We start from the raw sequence: 17,689 nt of genomic DNA, 5'->3' as shown, positions 1-17,689 counted from the left end.
CTGACGACGATTCCATGCTCACCGCGGCTCTCGCCTTGGCGAAGCATGAAGCCATGCTGGGGACGGATGTCGCGGGCACGCTCGARTGGTGTGTCGTCGTGGGGCGGCGTGCTCCGTTGGTCGGCGATGGCCAGACGAAGCGGTTGTGGGAACTGCTGGCGGGGGTGGCGATGCGGAATGTGTCGGCGGCGCGCATGCTCGAGCCGCATCTCGACGCGCTCAGCATCCTGCACCAGGCGGGGACGGATCTGTTTCGTCACCGGGATCCGTGGGAACTCGAGCGGGTCGCCGCAGACGGTGATTCCTCATGGGGCGTGTTCGCGGCGGAGTCAGGCGACGCGCGGCTCGAGGCGATCAGCACCGGGACAGGGTGGGTGCTGCGGGGGTCGAAGCCGTGGTGCTCGCTCGCCGGTGAGCTCTCGCATGCTCTGGTGACGGCGTTCATCGACGAGTCCCATCGGCAGCTGTTCGCCGTGGATTTGCGCGGGCCGGGTGTGCATCCMCGGGGGAACGAGTGGTTCGCGCGCGGATTGCCGCACGTGGTCAGCGGTCCGGTCGACTTCGAAGACGTCGCGGCAGTTCCGGTCGGAGAGCCAGGGTGGTACCTGTCGCGCCCGGGTTTCTCGTGGGGCGGGATGTCAGTCGCCGCGTGCTGGTGGGGGGCGGCGCGGGGAGTCGCGAGTGCGCTCCTCGAGCCAGCGCGATCGCAGCGCGCAGACCAGCTCGCCCTGGTTCATCTGGGCCGTGTGGATGCCGCACTGTGGGCCGCGCGCGCCACGCTCGCCGAGGCCGCGGACCTGATCGACCGGGGCGTTCCTTCACAGCTGGATGAGCGGATTCTGGCGGAGCGCGTACGGGCCGTGGTCGTCGACGCCGCCACGTTGACGCTCGCCGAGGCGGATGCCGCGCTCGGCCCAGGTCCCCTCGTCAAGGACGAGGACCATGCCCGGCGGGTGGCGGATCTGCATCTGTATCTGCGGCAGCACCACGGCCTGCGCGATGCCGCGCGCATCGGCCGGCTGCTCGTGGCTGCGGACTCGTGATGCCCACGTTCAGCCATCTGGATGCAGGAACGCCTGAAGCGGTGTGGCGCGGCGATCCGCGAACCCTGCAGGGCCCCGAACTGCACATGCCCGTCGATGGGCTCATCGTCGTGGCTGCGCACCCAGACGATGAGACGCTGGGTGCTGCGGGACTCATCCGCCGGGTGCACCGGCGCGGAGGCCGCGTCACGGTGATCGTAGCGACCGACGGCGAAGCGTCGCATCCGGCGTCACCGACCCACACTCGGGAGCAGATCGCCACCCTGCGCCGGTCGGAAGTCGAGCGCGCCGTCGCCAGCCTCGCCGAAGGCACGCGCCTGCACTTCCTGGGGATCCCCGATGGTGCTCTGCGCGAGCACAGCGACCGCCTGGTCGAGGCGATCGCAGAGGCTCTCGACCGTCACGAGGGTCGCGGTGGCGACCTGCTCGTAGTGGCCCCATGGTCGGGCGACGGCCACCGCGATCACCGGGTCGCGGCGGAGGCGGTCGCCCGAGTTTGCGACGCGCGTGGCATCCGTCACGTGGGATACCCGATCTGGCTGTGGCATTGGGGCGCACCCGATGATGTGCCGTGGGGGTCCGCGCAGATGCTGACGCTCACGGCGGACGAGGTCGCGTCCAAGCAGGCGGCCATCGACCGACACGCGTCCCAGATCGCACCGCTCTCCCCAGCCCCCGGCGATGAGGCGGTGGTGCACGCCGACATGCGCGTGCACTTCGAACGCGGCGTTGAGCTGTTCCTCATCGAGCCGCCCGCGCGGAGTGCGGTCTCCATGACCGCAGGGTGGTTCGAGGAGTTCTACGAACGGCATGAGGATCCCTGGGGGTTCGAGACCCGGTGGTACGAACAGCGGAAGCGCAGCGTCTTGATGGCGTCGCTGCCGAAGGCGGAGATCGGCGATGTGCTCGAGATCGGCTGCTCGACGGGACTCATCACGCGAGAACTCGCCGCCCGCGCCGCCCGGGTCGTCGCGCTCGACCCGGTCGAGTCGGCCGTTGATGCGGCCCGAGCGCGGGTCGACGACGATCGCGTGACGTTCGTACAAGGTCAGGTGCCGCACGACTGGCCTGGTGGGAGGTACGACACCGTCGTGCTCTCGGAGGTCGGCTACTACCTGTCGACCGCAGATCTGGCCCGCACAATTCACCTCATCGAGGGCTGTCTGACAGATGACGGATGCCTCGTGGCCTGTCATTGGCGACACCCCGTCGCGGAGTACCCGCAGACAGGAGAGGAGGTGCATGCCGCGTTGCGTGCAAGCGCCGCCTGGGAGAGCACGGTCCGCCACGAGGAGAAGGACTTCATTCTCGAGGTGTTCAGTCGCACCCCTGCCCGCTCGGTCGCTCAACGAGAGGGGCTGGTGTGACGATTCCCGGCGTGACGACGGTGGTCGTGGCCGTGCCGGTGCACAACGAAGCGGAGCTGCTCGATCGGTGCCTGAGCGCTCTCAGCGTGGCCGCAGCGACGGCCGCGCGCCGCGGCATCCGGTGCGTGGTGCGGATCGTGCTCGACGGCTGCACCGATGGGTCGAGGCTGATCGCGGAGGCGCATCAGTTCCCGACCATGACGATCTCGGCGGCGCGAGTCGGCGACGCGCGGGCACGAGGCATCGAGGCGGCGATGCAGGAGCTTTGTCACATCCCGCCCCAGCGAGTGTGGATCGCGAACACCGACGCGGACTCCGCGGTTCCTCCCAACTGGATCGTGGCACAGTGCGAGCTGGCAGCGTCCGGCGCAGATGTCTTCATCGGCACAGTCCGCCCCGACTTCGCCGACCTCAGTCCACGCCACCAGCGACACTGGGTGCGCACGCATTCCTCCAGCACTCCGAATGGGCATGTCCATGGTGCCAGCCTTGGTATACGCGCGAGCACCTACACTGCCGCAGGCGGTTTCGAGGCGGTCGAGGAGCACGAGGACGTCGAACTTGTGCGGCGCTGCCTGCTGCTCGGTGCGAACCTTCGCGCGAGCGCGACGGCGGAGGTGCTCACCTCCGGACGCTTCATCGGCCGAACCCCCGCCGGGTACGCCGGCTATCTGCGCGCTCAGGCGGAGATCTTGCGGTAGACATTCGCACGTTGCCTGGGCCAATGGGGGACTGAGGGTACGCGCATCAGGTGGTCGTGACAACCCACCCGGCAGTCGAGGGGGCGGCCGCATAGCTTCTCGGTATGAGCTCAGATATCTCCGAACCGCGGCAGCCTGGGGCACCCCTCTATGACGCGACCTCGACCAGCGCCGCTGTTCCGGTGGACCCCAAACACACCCTGCAGCGGGATGTCCTGGCCCGCGAACAAGCCGAGTTCGGCGGTTTCAAGTTCGGTTCCGCCTTCTTCGGCTGGCTGACCGCCACCGGAACCGCCGTCATGCTCACCGCACTCGTCGCCGCCATCGGCGCAGCCCTCGGATTTGGCCTCGACGGCACTGTCGACGGGGCCGCGGGCGCCGCGGCCGACAACCCCGCTCTGGTCGGGATCATCAGCGCCATCGTGCTGGGGCTGGTCCTGTTCATCGCCTACTTCGCGGGCGGATATGTCGCCGGGCGGATGGCGCGTTTCAGTGGGATCAAGCAGGGACTGGCGGTGTGGATCTGGGCCGTCGCGATCGCCATCGTCGTCGCCATCATCACCGCATTCGCGGGCAGTCAGTGGGACATCCTCGGCAACCTCAACAGTTTCCCCCGCATCCCCGTGACACCCGAGACCGCGACGCTCACCGGCATCCTGACCGCGCTCGGCGCTGCCGCGGTCACTCTCATCGGTGCGATCCTCGGCGGCATGGCCGGCATGCGCTACCACCGCAAGGTCGACAGGGTTGGCCTCGGCCGCTAGTGCGGTCGCGGATCAATGAGCGGAGCGGAGTTGAAATGATCAGCAGCCAGAACAGCGCCAGCCTGGTCGGCGTCGACGTGACAGATGCCGACGGCAACAAGATCGGCACCGTGGGTCAGATCTTCGTCGATCCCGCGACTGGCACGCCGACGTGGGCGACGGTCAAGAGTGGGCTTTTCGGCACGTCCCACTCCTTCGTCCCGGTGGAGCACGCAGACGAGGTGGGCGGGAACCTGCACCTGCCCTACTCGAAGGACGCTGTGAAGAACGCTCCTCGGATCGCAGACGACGGTGAACTGTCCAGCGTCGACGAGGCAAGCCTGCTCGCCTACTACCGAGAGTTCGGCCCGGACCAACCTGCCGAGCGGTGACACTGTCGTCACCCCGAGCTGCGGTACTTCCGCAAGGTCGAGCGCGTCGGGCTGGCCGTCCACGTAGGCGCGCGAGTGGCTATCCGCGCTGAGGGTTGGGGTCAAGGGGGGTGCCGGCATTCCACCGACGGGCGATCCTGACTGGATGGTCCCGACTGTCTCCGTCGTCATCCCGGTCAAGGACGATGCCGCAGGTTTGCGCGTGTGCCTGGAAGCCCTGCGTGGCCAAACCCTCGCTCCTGACGAGATCGTCGTTGTGGACAACGGTTCTCGCGATGGGAGCCCCGTCGTCGCCCAGCACTTCGGCTGTCGCCTGATTCCGCACCCGGGGGGCGGTATTCCGGCTGCCAGCGCGGCCGGGTACGATGCCGCAACCGGTGACATCGTCGCCCGGCTGGACGCTGATTGTGTTCCTGACTCGCATTGGTTGGAGAGCGTGGTCGCAGCGCTGGAGCGGCAGCCGGACGTGGCCGCTGTCACGGGTGGGGCGGTTTTCGCAGACGGCCCGCTCGTGCTGCGTCGCCCATTGGCGGCCATCTATCTCGGCTCTTACTTCATCGTCCTCACCGCGACGTTGGGGCATGTGCCGCTCTTCGGCTCGAACTTCGCGATGCGTCGCTCCGCGTGGCGGGCGGTGACCGGAGATGTGCATCGTGCCGACCCGCTTGTTCACGATGACCTCGATCTGGCATTTCACCTGGGTCGCGGTCACCGCATCGTCTTCGACTCGAGCCTGCGTATGGCCATAGCGCTCCGGCCGCTGACCGACCCGCGGTCCTATCTGTTGAGGGTGCGCAGGGGATTCCACACCGTGATCCTGCACTGGCCAAGAGAGTTTCCGCCGTTTCGATGGCTTCGGATCCTGCGACGCCATCTCCTCACGTGGAGCGGCCGGGGGATGGCCATACCGGACCCGACCCCGAGGGTCAGGCGATGACGGCATCCATCTGACTGCCGTTGGTGTCTCTGGGTTGTGGTCCGGTGTGCCGCGTGTTGACCATTTCGGTCATTTCGGTCACCTCAGCTGAGCCTTCCGAAGGTGGCGTCGATCTCGGCCATCTCCATCGCGGCGGTCGCCTCGATGAGGGCGATCAGATCGGTGTCCGCTCCCGGGGAGAACTCCTCGGGCCGTTGCGGTGAGATTTCGGAGGGGACGCCCTGGGGCGCTTGTTCGCTGGCGTCGAGCTTCGTGCCGTCCTTGGAGGGCGACATCCCGCGGAAGATCCTGCCCGCTTCGGACTGGTCGCCCAGGTCGAACGAGAACTGCTTGCTCTGCAATCCCAGGTCCAGCAGTCGTTTGACCTCCGGGAAGCGCTCGGCGTTGGTCTTGGGGATCGGCAGGGTGCCCTTCCAATTCACCCCGAGGGACTCAAGCGCTTTCGCGTAGGCGTTCTCGTGCGCCTGATCGCGCACGATCAGGTACGAAATCGTCGAGCGGGCCATCTTGTTTTCGGTCATCTCGTAGAGCCGGCACTTCTGCAGGCGCCCGGTCGATTCGAGCATCAGGTTGTACAGCAGATCAAGCACCAGGTTGCCGGAGTTGTAGACGTAGCTGCCGCTCCACGGATTGCCCACCGAGTCCACGGGCAGCGCGCCTTGCGCGCCGACGAGGTAGTGGTGGATGTTGCCGTGGTCGAGGGCGATGCTGAGCGGGATCGCGCCGCCTGCGCCGGGGGCATCCACCGGGGCGCCCTTCTTGCCCTGGTAGGCAGGGGAGCCGTCCAGGAGCCGCGAGATGGTCGTGCCGATCAGCTCGACGTGGCTGATCTCCTCGGTGCCGATCCCCTGGATCAGGTCCCGGTACGGCTTGGCCGCGGGACCGCGGAAGTTGATGCTCTGGAACAGGTACTGCATCATCGTGCGCATCTCGCCGAACTGACCGCCGAGGCCCTCCTGGAGCGCGTTCGCGGCCGCGGGATCCGGCTCGTCCTGCTCGATCTCGTTGATCAGCTGCTGCAGATGAAAGTACATGGGGGCCTCCTCGGCGTCGTCCCCTCACTCTCCGCCCGATCCGACGCGCGAACAGGTGGCTGGACGGTTGGCTGCGGCCGTAGTATCCCAGGCGCGCGAGGCAGGCCCCAGCGGATCCGTCCCCCGTGATGAGGATGTTCCCCGGTTTGACATCGGAGACCGCCCGGCAGCGTTCACCCGGCGGGTGCAGAATTCGCGTCGATCGCCCAGGCGGTGATGGCGACGGTCGAGCCTTCGACGATGTCGAGATCGATCGGCCAGGAGCCCCGGGTCATACCGGCGGTCGGCGCGGCGTAGACGGTCTTCGTGACGAGTGCACCGTGCGGCGACGCGGCATCCCAGCCGAGAACAGAGACCGCGTAGCCGCCGGCGGGCACCTCGATGCGCTGGGGACCCGGGTCCTGCGCCATGAACGACCCGCCCTGCTCGACCGTCACCGCGAGCAGGTGCTGATTCTGGTCGCCGAACGCCACATCGGGGTACCCCTCGATCACGCACGGCTCGTCCGAGAAGTTCATCAGCCGGATCGGCAGGCCGCGGTGCCCGGTCGCCGCATCGGGCTCGCCCTTCAGCAGCATCGCCTTTTCGGGCGTGCACCACTCCGGGTCCAGGTCGGGGGAGGCGTCCGCCTTATCGGGCACCGGCACTCCTGGCGCGTCGGGGTCAGGCAGGGCGCCGAAGGTGACGGCCGCCTCAGCCTCCTGTCGCGCGGCGGCATCCGCCTCGATAGCGGCAGTGCGCGCGTTGTCGGCCGCCACGCCGCTCGTGACCACGGCGATCACGGCGACGGCTGCGGCCGGCAGGAGCCAGGCGGGTCGCCGCGTGCCGGTCACCGGATCCTCTGCGCCGGCCCCAACGGGAGCCGGCGTGCGGGCGACCAGGCCTGGCATCCACCCCACCGCCAGCCCCCACACGGCGCCGGATGCTGCGGCGGCGCCGAACTCGCCGACCAGCAGCCCGCGTGGTCCGAAGGTGGCGAGGGATCCCCAGGCGCCGGCGATGTCCAGGGCAAGCCCGACCAGCGCGCCCGCTGCGACGGTCGCGAACCAGGCTGCGACCAGCGTTGTGCTGCCCCGGCTCGCGGCCGCGGTGAACAACGCATGCGCGAGCGCGACTGCGGTCCCGCTGATGACGAGCGTGAGGATCCACAGACCGCTTTCGCCCCACATCAGTCCCGACGGCACCACCTCGGGCACCAGAAGGGCGAGTTGGGCAGCGGACCCTTGCATCTGCCACAAGGCCCAGCGGACGACAGCGAACAGGAGCCAGAGTGCGGCCGCGAGAGCGCTCGATGCGAGCAGGCGGCGGCTGATTGATGTGCGCATCGCCTCTCATCCTGACTCATCCGCCGTCCCGATCCGCGAGGTGTCCGGGGTGAGCCCTCGCCTTCAGGCGAAGAGTTCGTCGAACGCGTCCGTGAGCACGCGCGGCGCCGCGACGGTCCGTTTGATCGCAGGCTCGGGGTTTGCGGCGGCGGTGCTGACCGACTCCATGAGAGCGCGAGCGGGCTCGGTCAGGAACCTGCTGGGCTTGGCGGCGACGTGTTTGGCGAGGAACGCGGTGGGATGCGTGGGCAGCTGGGAGGGCACGTACACGTCGAGGTCGTCGCGCGCGCGGGTGAGAGCGACGTAGAAGAGTCGCTCCTCCTCGGCGAGGCCGGCGGGCGAGGTGAGTGCCATGTCCGAGGGCATCGCACCGTCGTTCGCGCGGATGAGGTGCACCCTCTCCCACTCCAGCCCCTTCGCGGAGTGGATCGTGGACAGGGTCAGCCAGTCCTCGTCGAGATGTGGCTGCTTCGCCCAGTCGCCGGCGACGTTCACCGGGTCGATCGCCTGCTCACTGACGAACGTGCGGAGATCGCTCTGTTGAGCGGCGGCCTGAGCGATGCCGTCGACTTCGGTCACCCGACGGTGCCAATCCGGATAGTGCGCGCGCAGCAGTGGATCCACCGCGCCTCGGCATGCTTCGACCAGCTCCGGCACGGCGGTCGTGGAGTCGACGGCACCCAGCAGCGACAGGGTCGACGCGAGCCGGGTGCGCGCCTTCGCCGGGGCCGCCGCGACCGCGTCGGCCGTGCGATCGACGCCCCCGTCCGCGAGGATCCTGGCGAGTCCGCGTGCACTCGCTTTGCCGATCGCGCGGTGGCGGGTGAGCAGGCGGTACCAGGACACCTCATCTGCGGGATTGAGCACCACTCGGAAGCTCGCCAGCAAGTCCCGCACATGCGACGTCTCCAGGTAGCCGATCCCGCCGAACTTGTGGAACGGGATCGCCCGCACCTTGAGCTCGACCTCGAGCTGCGCGCTGTGGGATCCGGTGCGCATCAGCACGGCCTGCGAGCGCAGCGGCGTGCCATCGACGTGCGCGGCGAGGATGCGGTCCGCGATCGTGCGGGCCTCGTCGTCGGCGTTCCGGCAGGTGACCAGCGTCGGTCGGGCGCCCGGCTGCGGACGGTCGGCGACGAGCCGCAGCCTCAGTTCGCCCGGGCGCACCTCGTTCGCGAGGTCGAGGATCGGCTGTGTGGAACGGAAGTTGCGTTCGAGGCGCACGAGCGTGGCGTCCGGGTACGCGTCGATGAGCTCGAGCAGGTGGCCGGCGCTCGCCCCTCGGAACGCGTAGATCGCCTGTGCGTCGTCGCCGACGACCGTGAGCCCGCGGCCGTCGGGACTGAGGCCGCGCACGATGTCCACCTGAAGCTGGTTGACGTCCTGGTACTCGTCGACGAGCACCCAGTCCCAGCGCGCCCGCAGCCGCGCTCCGACATCGGGATCAGCGACCAGCGCCCGCCACGCGATGAGCAGATCATCGAGGTCGAGCAGGCCGCGCTCGCGCTTGCGGTCGCGGTAATGCCGCAGCAGGCCGACGACCGCGTCGGCCTGCTCGAGCGCCCACGGAAACTGCTCTTCGATGACGGCGCGGGCCGGGGTCGCGGTGTTGATCGCGCGGGAGGCGATGTCGGCGATGGTGCGTGTCGTGGGCAGCCGCACCTCGGTGCCGTCGAGCCCGTGCTCCCCGCGGAGCAGGTCGATCAGGTCGATGAYGTCGTCGGGATCGATGACCGTCACATCCGCCAGCCCCAGATGCTGCGCATGCTCGGCGACGACGCGGTGCGCGACGGCATGGAACGTGCCGCCGGCCATGCGCTGCGCAGCTTGAGCGTCGCCGCACATGGCCGCGGCGCGAGAGAGCATCGCGGATGCCGCCCGCCGAGTGAATGTCAGCAGCAGGATCCGTTCAGGTGCTACCCCCGCCTCGAGCAGCCGCGCAACTCGCGCGGTGAGCACGCGCGTCTTGCCGGTGCCGGCCCCTGCCGCGACCACAAGCGGCCCATCGCCGTGCTCGACTGCCTCGAGCTGAGCCGGATCCAGCCCGGCAAGTGCATCGCTTAGTGCCACGGAGGTGACGATAACGAGAACCCCCGACACTCCGCCGCCATGCCGAGTTCGCGGTCGTCTCGAAGTGGGCCAGACTCCCGCGCGTGCGCGACGAACACTGCCGCTTTCCCGGGTGCCGCATGCACCTACGTCGATAGGCCCCCGCCCACGCTCCGGTTCGTCCCGACCTGAGCCGAAGGGCACTGGGCTGTGGTTGGCTGGGCCGCATGAGACATGTTGCGCGGTGGGCTCTTGCCCTAAGTCTGGTGTTCGCCGGCGCGAGCCATCTGTTCTGGGGGCGACGGGAGTTCCAGGCTCAAGTGCCCGACCTCACCACCAAGGTGCTGGACAAAGACGCGGTCGTCGTCGCCTCGGGTGTGGTCGAGGTCATGCTCGGCGCCGCGCTCGTCGTACTGCCGAAGTCACGCAGCGCGGTCGGTGCGATCGTGGCGGCACTCTTCGTCGCGGTCTTCCCCGGGAACATCGAGCAGTACGTCAAGCACCGCGACGGCTTCGGACTCGACACCGACACCAAGCGACTCGTGCGCCTCTTCTTCCAGCCCGCGCTGGTGGCCTGGGCGATCTGGTCGACCCGCACGAGCACGCACGCCTAACCGGCCGCGGCCGCCCGCGGGTCGAGGAACCCCAAGAGGAGCGGGGCGATCGCGGCCGCGCTCACATCGTGGTCCTGCCCCTCGACCACCTCGAACCGTGCGCCCGGCACGGCTTCGGCCAAGGTACTGACGCCGTACGAGAGAAACTCCGGGCTCGCTCCGCCGGCCAGGGTGAGGGTCGGGATGCTGAGCCCCGCCGCGAGATCGAACGGCACTGTGCTGTCGCCCATCGCGGCGTCGTCGTAGGCGAGCGTCGGCGCGAGGGCCACCATCCCCGGCCAGCCAGGTGACTGGCGCACACCCGCGATCCCGGCATCCGGTGTGCCTACTCGGCGCAGGAATGCAGCGACCGCCTCATCGGGGAGGCCGGCGGCGAGCGCTGCGCCGAGCGCCGCGGTGTACTCCGCCGCGCCTGCGAGGGCGCCTGGGGGCATGAACGGCACCTCATACACGGCGAGCGCCGACACGACCGTGGGGCCGAGCGCAGCAGCCGCCCGCAGCGCGAGCGCGCCCCCGGACGAGATGCCGAAGAGCGCGGCCCGGCCTCCCGCGGCGTCGATGAGCGCGGCGATGTCCTCGATCTCGCGCTCAACGGCGAATGGCAGGGTGTCGCCGCTCTCGCCACGGCCCCGGCGGTCGTAGAGCACCACGCGCAGCCGGCCCCTCAGCGCTTCGGCGATCGGCCGCATCGGCCCACCGCCGCGGAAGCACATGGCGCCGTCGATCAGGATGACGGCCGGCCCGTCGCCCACGATGTCGTACGCGATCCGGRTGCCGTCGGCGGAGGTGAGGGTGGCCATTGGTGCTCCTTCGGGTTCACTACCCATTGTCCGCGCAGATCACCCCGGCGGGATGATGGCACCGGGCCGAGTCAGCCCCTAGGCTTTCGGCGAATCGCCCGACTCGCCGGGCGCAGCCGGAAGGACCCGCCGATGAGCGCTGGCCAGACCAACCCCACACCGACTCCCGGCAGCACAGCCGCCGCACCCCCGCCGGCCGGCGTGAGTCGGACGGCTCTCATCTGGATCGGTGTCGCGGTGGTGGTGCTGTCATTCGTGGCGGCGTTCCTCGGCTCGTGGCTCGCGCGGTCGGCGGATGGCGACGAAGAAGAGGCCGCGCCCGCCCCGACGGCCAGCGCCAGCGAGGAGGTCTCCGCGGACTACGAGGAGATCATCGCCGAGATTCTGCCCGCCGGGTCGGCTGTGCGTGCTGGAACCGGTGCGCCCGAATCCGGCAAGGGCTACGAGGGCGACGTGTACATCGACCGCAAGACGGCCGATGTGTACGTGTTCCAGGACGACTGGGTGTGGGTGGGCAACATCCGCACCAACGCCGCCGAGAACCTGACCGGTGAGACCGGACCGGCGGGCACCCCGGGAGAGGCTGGCGAAGCCGGTGCGCCGGGGACGGCGGGCACTCAGGTGCTGCTCGGTGCCGGCGCACCCGACGATGAAACCTGCGTGACGGATGGCGACGTGTACATCGACACCGCTGCCATCCCCACCGACTACTACGAGTGCGCTGACGGCACCTGGACCGTGTTCGGGCCGTCGACGGCTGTTCAGCCGCTGCCGACCCCGGAACCGTGATCCGCCGCTACGCCTTGACCGACACCGCGACCGTGAACTTCTTGTTGCGCGCGACCTGACGCGTCGGTCCGACGAGGCGCTCGAGGGCCGGGCGGTAGAACAGGGTGGAGTTCCATACCGTCCACAGTTCGCCGCCCGGCCGGAGCACCCGCGCCGCGTCGCCGAACAGGCGTGGAGCGAGGCCCTCATGAATGGCGCCGCCGACGTGGAACGGCGGATTGAGCGTGATGAACGAGGCGCTCGCGTCCGGCAGGCCCGAGAGCGCGTCCTCGCGGACGATGGTCACGCGATCCTCAACGCCGTTCGCTGCGGCCGTGGCGCGAGCCGACGCGACGGCGATCGAGGACTGATCGCTCGCATACACCTGCAGTTCCGGATGCCGGCGAGCCAGCCAGGCAGCGACGACTCCGGTGCCGCACGCCATGTCGACCGCGGGATCAGCCTGCGGGATGTCGTCGGGCAGGCTCTCGAGCAGGAAGCGCGTGCCGATGTCGATCCCCGTACCGGCGAAGGCTCCGCCGAACGCCGACACGACGAGTCCGTCGTGCACCTCACTCCGCGGCTGCGGGTCACGGCCGTCATGCGGGCCGCGGGCGACGAGCACCCGCGACTTCTGCCGCGCATGCGTGACATCGACCGTGGTGAAGTGCTCGCGGAGCACGTCGTTCATCGACGTCGTCATGTACTTGAGCCGCCCACCGGCGAACACCCGCACCTCAGGTGACGCGTGCGCGGCGATCAGACCGGCGATGTCCCGCAGCGCGTCGAGGGACCGGGGGAGGCGCACGAGCACGATCTCGGCATCCCGCACGAGTTCAGCGTCGAACGCGAGCGAGCGGTACGTGCCGGAGAGCCCGAGCGTCTCGGCGTTCGCCGCCAGCGCTCGTTCGCCGGTCACGGTGTCCTGGTGGACACGGATGCCGAGCCCACCGGCTTCTCGCTCGGAGGCGTCGGCCGCGGACCCGAGTGCGAGCGCGCCGTAGCCATCGCCGATGACCACGAGCCGCCCTCCGCTCACCTGCGCGCGCGCCTCGGCGGACTCATCGAGGATGAGCCGGTCGGCGGCATCCGCTGCCGGCAGATCGGGGGACTCGACGTCGGGCCAGCGCCGCAGCGCGTCTAGGGGAGATTCCACGTCCCCACGGTAGCCCGCGGGCATGCGGTGAACCTGTGCGCTCAGCGCGCGCGACGCTCGAGGCCGTCGAGCAGGATGTCGAGACCGAACTCGAACTCGGTCTGGTCGTCGCACCAGCCGAGGGTCGAGTCGGGGTCATCGTGCACCACCTCGGCCAGCATCGCGGCGAGGTTCGGGGCGAGTGCGATCATGCTCGCGAGTTCGTCCTCGGATGGCGTGGACGAGCCGTCGCTGGAAGAGCTGTCCATGCGGAGCTCCTGGGTGAAGCCGTACAGACGGCTGCCGAGGGCGTGCAGCGCGTGATGGATGAGGTCGAACGACACCCCGCCGGCATGCATGATCCCGACGCTGCCGTCGACATAGCGGGCCATCGTCGGTCCCAGCGTCGAGCGGGACTCCATGACCTGCGGCACCCAGGGGTGGCGCAGCATCACGCGCCGGGCTCCGAGGATCCGCGCCCGCAGCGACTGCGCCCACAGCGCATCGGGCCCCTGCGCGCCGAAACCGCCCACTTCGGTCTCGATCTCGGCGAAGGTGCGCTCGACGAGCCCGTCGAGGATCGCGTCCTTGTTGGGCAGGTGGTAGTAGATCGACATCGCCTCGACGCCGAGGTCGTCGGCCAGGCGGCGCATGGTGAGGGCGTCGATGCCCTCGCGGTCGGCGATCGCGGTCGCGGCCTCGAGCACCCTGTCCTGCGTGAGCGGCGAGCGCTCGGCGAGCCTGCGTCCCGGCATCCGTCCACCTCCTTCCTCACCGTAGCGCGCGATATTCGCCCGGGGTCTGGACGCGCGGCGGATGCCGCGCTACCTTACAGTGTAATACTTACGACGTAAGGGAGCGATCATGACCACTGTTTCGCGGCACGCGGCAGGGTCCAGCGCCTCAGCCAAGACGATGCGGGCGGCAGTCGCCCGCCGGTTCGGCGGCCCGGAGGTCGTGAGCATCGAGACGGTCGCGGTCCCGGAGCCTCGCCCCGACGAAGTCCGCGTGCGCGTCCGAGCCGCAGGCGTGAGCGTCGCCGACCATCGCATGCGCTCGCGCGACCTGCCCCGCGGACTCGGGGCGCTCGGGCTCGTGATGATCGGGGTGTTCCGGCCGCGGCATCCGATCCTCGGCACCGACGCCGCCGGAGTGATCGACGCGGTCGGAAGCCAGGTGCGCGGGTTCGCCGTGGGCGACGAGGTCCTCGCGATCCGCGGGTTCGACATGGGCTGTCACGCGGAGTTCGTCGCACTCAAGGCGAAGGACGTGTTCCGCAAGCCCGCGAACCTGACATTCGAGCAGTCGGCCGCGCTGCCGTTTGGGGCTCTCACCGCCCTGTCGTTCCTCGATCGCGTGGAGCTGGGCGAAGGCACCGAAGTCCTGGTCAACGGCGGGTCGAGTGCGGTCGGGAGCATCGTGATCCAGCTGGCTGCGGCAGCCGGCGCTCGGGTGACGGCGGTGACGAGTGCCGGCAACGCCGAGCTCGTGCGCTCGCTGGGCGCGCAGCGCGTCATCGACTACGCGACCACCGACTTCGCCGCGGAGGGCCTCACCTACGACGTGATCGTCGAGTGCGTCGGCAACGCGCCGTTCGAACGGGTGGCGCCGATCCTGCGCCGCGGTGGAGCGCTCCTGCTCGTCATCGCCGATCTGAAGGGGATGCTCGGCACCCGCCGAAACTCACGCCGCAGCGGCGCGCTCGTCACCTACCAGGGCACCAAGATCACCGCTGGTGAGGCCTTGCGACGGATGACGGAGCTCGCCGAATCCGGCACGCTCGTCCCCGTCATCGACAGCGTCCATCCGCTCGCGGATGTGGCCCTGGCGCATCGCCGCGTGGACACCGGCCACAAGCGCGGGAACGTGGTGCTGCGCATGGCGTGAGCCACTGGTGCGCTTCCGCGATCCGGGGGACGATGGTCGCAATTGGTCCGCGATGACGCGGGAGGACCCCTTGGCAGCGACATCCGCTCTCTCCACCCACCGGACGGTGGCGCTCATCGGCGCGATGGGCTCGGGCAAGACGACCCTCGCGGAGGCGCTGCTGTACCGAGCGGGCGCGATCCCGCGGATGGGGAGCGTCGAGCAGGGGACGACAACGCTGGATCACGAGCCGGAGGAGATCGCGCGGGGCGCCACCCTCGGGCTCGCGCCTGCGTGGTTCACGTGGCGCGAAGACGGCACCGAGCGGGACGTGACGCTCATCGACACGCCAGGGCATCCGGACTTCATCGGCGCCGTGGACGGTGCGCTCTCCATCGCGGATGTCGCGGTGGTGGTGGTGAGTGCTGTCGACGGCGTCACCGGCGGCACCCGCGCCGCCTGGGCGGTCTCGGCGGCCGCGGGTGTGCCGCGCATCATCGTCGTAACCCAGGAGGATCGCGCGCGCGCCGACTTCCGGCGCTCGCTCACGCAGCTGCGCACCGCCTTCGGCGAGACGCTCTGGCCGCTCGAGCTGCCCCTCGGCGAGGAGGCGGACTTCCACGGGATCGCCGACCTCCTCTCCGAGGAGGCGCTCGTCTACGACGAGTCCGGCCACCACCATGGTGACGCGCTCCCCGAGGGCATCGCGGTGGAGGAGCATCGCCTGCACCAGGAGGTCACCGAGGAGATCGTCTCCCGCGACGACGAGCAGCTCGAGGCCTACCTTGACGGGAACGAGCCCTCGTCACCCGACCTGGAGCGCACGCTGGCGAAGGCGGTCGCCGCGGGCGAGGTGGTGCCCGTCATCCTCTGCTCCGCCGTCACCGGGACGGGGATCGACCACATCATCGACCTGATCTGCGACCTCGCCCCGTCCGGCGGCACGCATGACGGGCGGATCCTCCTCGGCGTCGATGCCGACGGAAACGGCGGCAGCGAGCATCGCGTCGCGCCCGATCCGGCGGGGGAGGCGCTCGTGCACGTGTTCCGCACGGTCGCCGATCCGTTCGTCGGTCAGGTCGCGATGCTCAAGGTGCTGTCGGGGGTGATGCGGCCGGGGGATCGGCTGCACAATGCCACCACCGGCGTCGAAGAGCGCATCGCCGGCATCTTCCGCCTCCGCGGGGCCGAGCACCTGCAGGCGGATTCGCTGCGCGCCGGAGAGATCGGCGCGGTCGCCAAGCTCACCGGGAGTCCGGCCGGGTCGCTGCTGTGGACGAGGACCAGCGGCGGGGCGCGCCCGATCCCGCTCCCCGTGCGCGCGCCGGTCTTCGCGGTGAGCCTCGAGCCGGTGTCGCAGTCCGATGATGCCAAGCTCACGACGGCGCTGGCGCGCCTCGTCGCCGAGGATCCGACCCTCGTAGTCGATCGGGCCGGAAGCGACACGCTGCTGCGGGGCCTCGGGGAGACGCACATCGCCGTCGGCGTCGAGCGGCTGGCCCGCGTCCTCGGCGTGCACGTCACGACGGACAGCGCTCCGATCGCGTACCGCGAGACGATCTCCGGCACGGCCGAGGCGGAGGGCAAGCTCAAGAAGCAGTCGGGCGGGCACGGCCAGTTCGCCGTCGTGCACGTGCGGGTGTCGCCGCTTGCGCCTGGGGGTGGCTTCGAATTCATCGATTCCGTCGTGGGCGGCTCCGTGCCGCGCTCCTACATTCCCGCCGTCGAGCGGGGCGCCCGCGAGGCGTTCGCCTCCGGTGGTCCGCTCGGGCATCCGGTCGTCGACGTCCGGGTCGAACTCCTCGACGGCAAGGCGCATTCGGTGGACTCGTCCGAGATGGCGTTCCGCACCGCGGCGTCGCTCGGGGTGAAGGCCGCGCTCGCCGAGGCCGGCACCGTGCGACTCGAACCGGTGTCCATCGTCACCGTCACGGTTCCGGCCGATCACCAGGGTCCCGTGCTCACCGATCTTTCCGGTCGACGTGGGCGGGTCATCGCGAGCGAGACCGCCGACGAAGGCCGCGCCCGGGTCATCGCGAGCGTGCCAGATGCCGAGTTGGGCCGGTACGTGCTCGACCTGCGCGCCCTCACCGGCGGCGAAGCCGAGCTGACGATCGCCCCGGACCGGTACGAGCGCGCTCCCGCCTGAGCGTGCACGCGCTCGCTACGATGGGGATCCATGTCTGAGCGCCCGCCTTTCAGTCCGGTCATCGCACTGCTGACTCTGTCGAGCGTGTGGGACGCACAGCTGACGGGGGCACTGAAGGACCTCGGCCTGACGACTCGCAAGTACGGGCTGCTCGCGCACATCCACGTCACGCCGGGCATCTCGTTCTCCGAACTCGCCCGCCGCTCGCAGATCACGGTGCAGACCGCGCACACCGCGGTGCGGGCGCTCCAGGAGGAGGGCCTCGTGTCGGATGCCACGGCACAGGCCGGCGCGGCATCCGATCTGCGACCTACCGCGAAGGGCGAATCCGCGCTCGCCGAGGCCGAGCGGCGCCTCGCGCGGCTGGATGCCGCCTTCGCCGGCGGAGCCCCGACGCTCACCCGCGCGCTGGAAGGCGAACCGCACGACGAGCCGTTCGGGGCGAACCTTCAGGAAGACTGAAGGGCTTCAGTTATACTGAAGGGGTGTTCCGAACCCCCCTGAATCTCTTTCGAGTGCTCGCGGTCGCCGAGGCGATCTCGTGGACCCTGCTCATCATCGGCCTGATCCTGCGCGCCACCACAGGACTCGCGATCGCCACGACGATCGGCGGTGCGATCCACGGACTGGTGTTCCTGTCGTATGGCGCCACCGCGATCCTCGTGGCGAAGAACAACCGCTGGACCGTGCGACCGACCCTCGTCGCGCTTGTCAGCACGGTGATCCCGTACGCCACCATCCCGGTCGAGCTGTGGCTGCATCGCAC

The 17,689-nt window shown here is 69.6% G+C and carries 18 protein-coding genes; 12 read left to right on the top strand and 6 right to left on the bottom strand.

Features of this window, described 5'->3' with window-relative positions; genetic code table 11:
* The first annotated feature begins 14 nt into the window (after window positions 1–14).
* The 6 genes from AC1DVT_RS04585 to AC1DVT_RS04560 all read left to right on the top strand — a co-directional run bounded on the left by AC1DVT_RS04585 (window position 15) and on the right by AC1DVT_RS04560 (window position 5,183).
* Window positions 15–1,043, top strand: a complete 1,029-nt coding sequence (locus AC1DVT_RS04585) for an acyl-CoA dehydrogenase (protein ID WP_477386905.1) — start codon at window positions 15–17, stop codon at window positions 1,041–1,043.
* Window positions 1,043–2,410: a PIG-L family deacetylase gene (locus tag AC1DVT_RS04580; protein ID WP_477386903.1), complete on the top strand. Its 1,368-nt coding sequence runs from the start codon at window positions 1,043–1,045 to the stop codon at window positions 2,408–2,410. The genes AC1DVT_RS04585 and AC1DVT_RS04580 overlap by 1 nt, the downstream gene beginning before the upstream one ends.
* Window positions 2,407–3,111 carry a glycosyltransferase family 2 protein gene (locus AC1DVT_RS04575; protein ID WP_477386901.1) on the top strand — a complete coding sequence of 235 codons (705 nt, stop codon included), beginning with the start codon at window positions 2,407–2,409 and terminating at the stop codon, window positions 3,109–3,111. The genes AC1DVT_RS04580 and AC1DVT_RS04575 overlap by 4 nt, the downstream gene beginning before the upstream one ends.
* Window positions 3,112–3,215: 104 nt before the next feature.
* Window positions 3,216–3,875, top strand: a complete 660-nt coding sequence (locus AC1DVT_RS04570; protein ID WP_477386899.1) for a hypothetical protein — start codon at window positions 3,216–3,218, stop codon at window positions 3,873–3,875.
* A gap of 35 nt (window positions 3,876–3,910) precedes the next feature.
* Window positions 3,911–4,246, top strand: coding sequence for a PRC-barrel domain-containing protein (locus tag AC1DVT_RS04565; RefSeq protein ID WP_477386897.1), 336 nt, complete (start codon window positions 3,911–3,913; stop codon window positions 4,244–4,246).
* 145 nt (window positions 4,247–4,391) lie between these two features.
* Complete coding sequence (locus AC1DVT_RS04560; protein ID WP_477386895.1) at window positions 4,392–5,183, top strand: glycosyltransferase family 2 protein; 792 nt, start codon at window positions 4,392–4,394, stop codon at window positions 5,181–5,183.
* Between the two features lie 83 nt (window positions 5,184–5,266).
* On the opposite strand, the gene AC1DVT_RS04555 is transcribed toward AC1DVT_RS04560, so the two are convergent.
* The 3 genes from AC1DVT_RS04555 to AC1DVT_RS04545 all read right to left on the bottom strand — a co-directional run bounded on the left by AC1DVT_RS04555 (window position 5,267) and on the right by AC1DVT_RS04545 (window position 9,612).
* The gene (locus AC1DVT_RS04555; RefSeq protein WP_477386893.1) at window positions 5,267–6,217 is read right to left on the bottom strand and encodes a manganese catalase family protein; all 951 of its coding nucleotides are present in this window, start codon (window positions 6,215–6,217) and stop codon (window positions 5,267–5,269) included.
* Between the two features lie 173 nt (window positions 6,218–6,390).
* On the bottom strand, window positions 6,391–7,542 hold the full coding sequence (locus tag AC1DVT_RS04550) for a DUF4232 domain-containing protein (protein WP_477386891.1): 1,152 nt from the start codon (window positions 7,540–7,542) through the stop codon (window positions 6,391–6,393).
* A gap of 63 nt (window positions 7,543–7,605) precedes the next feature.
* Window positions 7,606–9,612: an ATP-dependent helicase gene (locus AC1DVT_RS04545; RefSeq protein ID WP_477386889.1), complete on the bottom strand. Its 2,007-nt coding sequence runs from the start codon at window positions 9,610–9,612 to the stop codon at window positions 7,606–7,608.
* Between the two features lie 206 nt (window positions 9,613–9,818).
* Here AC1DVT_RS04545 and AC1DVT_RS04540 point away from each other — a divergent pair, with 206 nt between their 5' ends.
* Window positions 9,819–10,205 carry a DoxX family protein gene (locus AC1DVT_RS04540; RefSeq protein ID WP_477386887.1) on the top strand — a complete coding sequence of 129 codons (387 nt, stop codon included), beginning with the start codon at window positions 9,819–9,821 and terminating at the stop codon, window positions 10,203–10,205.
* Here AC1DVT_RS04540 and AC1DVT_RS04535 read toward each other — a convergent pair.
* Entirely contained in the window at window positions 10,202–11,005 is an 804-nt protein-coding gene (locus tag AC1DVT_RS04535; protein WP_477386885.1) for an alpha/beta fold hydrolase, read from the bottom strand. The two genes, AC1DVT_RS04540 and AC1DVT_RS04535, sit on opposite strands and share 4 nt — an antisense overlap.
* Before the next feature lie 132 nt (window positions 11,006–11,137).
* Between AC1DVT_RS04535 and AC1DVT_RS04530 the strand changes: the two genes are divergently transcribed.
* On the top strand, window positions 11,138–11,794 hold the full coding sequence (locus tag AC1DVT_RS04530) for a hypothetical protein (RefSeq protein WP_477386883.1): 657 nt from the start codon (window positions 11,138–11,140) through the stop codon (window positions 11,792–11,794).
* A gap of 7 nt (window positions 11,795–11,801) precedes the next feature.
* On the opposite strand, the gene AC1DVT_RS04525 is transcribed toward AC1DVT_RS04530, so the two are convergent.
* Window positions 11,802–12,953 (bottom strand): class I SAM-dependent methyltransferase, encoded by a 1,152-nt coding sequence (locus AC1DVT_RS04525; RefSeq protein WP_477386880.1) that lies wholly within the window; start codon window positions 12,951–12,953, stop codon window positions 11,802–11,804.
* A gap of 17 nt (window positions 12,954–12,970) precedes the next feature.
* Window positions 12,971–13,663 carry a TetR/AcrR family transcriptional regulator gene (locus tag AC1DVT_RS04520; RefSeq protein WP_477386878.1) on the bottom strand — a complete coding sequence of 231 codons (693 nt, stop codon included), beginning with the start codon at window positions 13,661–13,663 and terminating at the stop codon, window positions 12,971–12,973.
* A gap of 109 nt (window positions 13,664–13,772) precedes the next feature.
* Between AC1DVT_RS04520 and AC1DVT_RS04515 the strand changes: the two genes are divergently transcribed.
* From AC1DVT_RS04515 to AC1DVT_RS04500, 4 genes are all read left to right on the top strand, one after another.
* Window positions 13,773–14,795: an NAD(P)-dependent alcohol dehydrogenase gene (locus AC1DVT_RS04515; protein ID WP_477386876.1), complete on the top strand. Its 1,023-nt coding sequence runs from the start codon at window positions 13,773–13,775 to the stop codon at window positions 14,793–14,795.
* A 70-nt stretch (window positions 14,796–14,865) separates the two neighbouring features.
* Window positions 14,866–16,923 carry an elongation factor G gene (locus tag AC1DVT_RS04510; protein ID WP_477386874.1) on the top strand — a complete coding sequence of 686 codons (2,058 nt, stop codon included), beginning with the start codon at window positions 14,866–14,868 and terminating at the stop codon, window positions 16,921–16,923.
* A gap of 30 nt (window positions 16,924–16,953) precedes the next feature.
* Window positions 16,954–17,385 (top strand): MarR family winged helix-turn-helix transcriptional regulator, encoded by a 432-nt coding sequence (locus AC1DVT_RS04505; RefSeq protein ID WP_477386872.1) that lies wholly within the window; start codon window positions 16,954–16,956, stop codon window positions 17,383–17,385.
* 23 nt (window positions 17,386–17,408) lie between these two features.
* Window positions 17,409–17,689 (top strand): DUF3817 domain-containing protein (locus AC1DVT_RS04500; protein ID WP_477386870.1); only part of this gene is annotated, 281 nt, incomplete at its 3' end.

Source organism: Microbacterium sp. P2_F9, assembly GCF_056403635.1.
The sequence above is the reverse complement of the archived record's forward strand: the minus strand, read 5'-3'. Positions and strand labels throughout refer to the sequence as shown.

What these genes read in the sequence shown, in the direction of transcription:
- AC1DVT_RS04555 (WP_477386893.1), bottom strand. Translation starts at nt 6,217, where the DNA reads ATGTACTTTCATCTGCAGCAGCTGATCAACGAGATCGAGCAGGACGAG.
- AC1DVT_RS04580 (WP_477386903.1), top strand. Translation starts at nt 1,043, where the DNA reads ATGCCCACGTTCAGCCATCTGGATGCAGGAACGCCTGAAGCGGTGTGG.
- AC1DVT_RS04560 (WP_477386895.1), top strand. Translation starts at nt 4,392, where the DNA reads ATGGTCCCGACTGTCTCCGTCGTCATCCCGGTCAAGGACGATGCCGCA.
- AC1DVT_RS04565 (WP_477386897.1), top strand. Translation starts at nt 3,911, where the DNA reads ATGATCAGCAGCCAGAACAGCGCCAGCCTGGTCGGCGTCGACGTGACA.
- AC1DVT_RS04505 (WP_477386872.1), top strand. Translation starts at nt 16,954, where the DNA reads ATGTCTGAGCGCCCGCCTTTCAGTCCGGTCATCGCACTGCTGACTCTG.
- AC1DVT_RS04550 (WP_477386891.1), bottom strand. Translation starts at nt 7,542, where the DNA reads ATGCGCACATCAATCAGCCGCCGCCTGCTCGCATCGAGCGCTCTCGCG.
- AC1DVT_RS04570 (WP_477386899.1), top strand. Translation starts at nt 3,216, where the DNA reads ATGAGCTCAGATATCTCCGAACCGCGGCAGCCTGGGGCACCCCTCTAT.
- AC1DVT_RS04525 (WP_477386880.1), bottom strand. Translation starts at nt 12,953, where the DNA reads ATGCCCGCGGGCTACCGTGGGGACGTGGAATCTCCCCTAGACGCGCTG.
- AC1DVT_RS04530 (WP_477386883.1), top strand. Translation starts at nt 11,138, where the DNA reads ATGAGCGCTGGCCAGACCAACCCCACACCGACTCCCGGCAGCACAGCC.
- AC1DVT_RS04520 (WP_477386878.1), bottom strand. Translation starts at nt 13,663, where the DNA reads ATGCCGGGACGCAGGCTCGCCGAGCGCTCGCCGCTCACGCAGGACAGG.
- AC1DVT_RS04540 (WP_477386887.1), top strand. Translation starts at nt 9,819, where the DNA reads ATGAGACATGTTGCGCGGTGGGCTCTTGCCCTAAGTCTGGTGTTCGCC.
- AC1DVT_RS04515 (WP_477386876.1), top strand. Translation starts at nt 13,773, where the DNA reads ATGACCACTGTTTCGCGGCACGCGGCAGGGTCCAGCGCCTCAGCCAAG.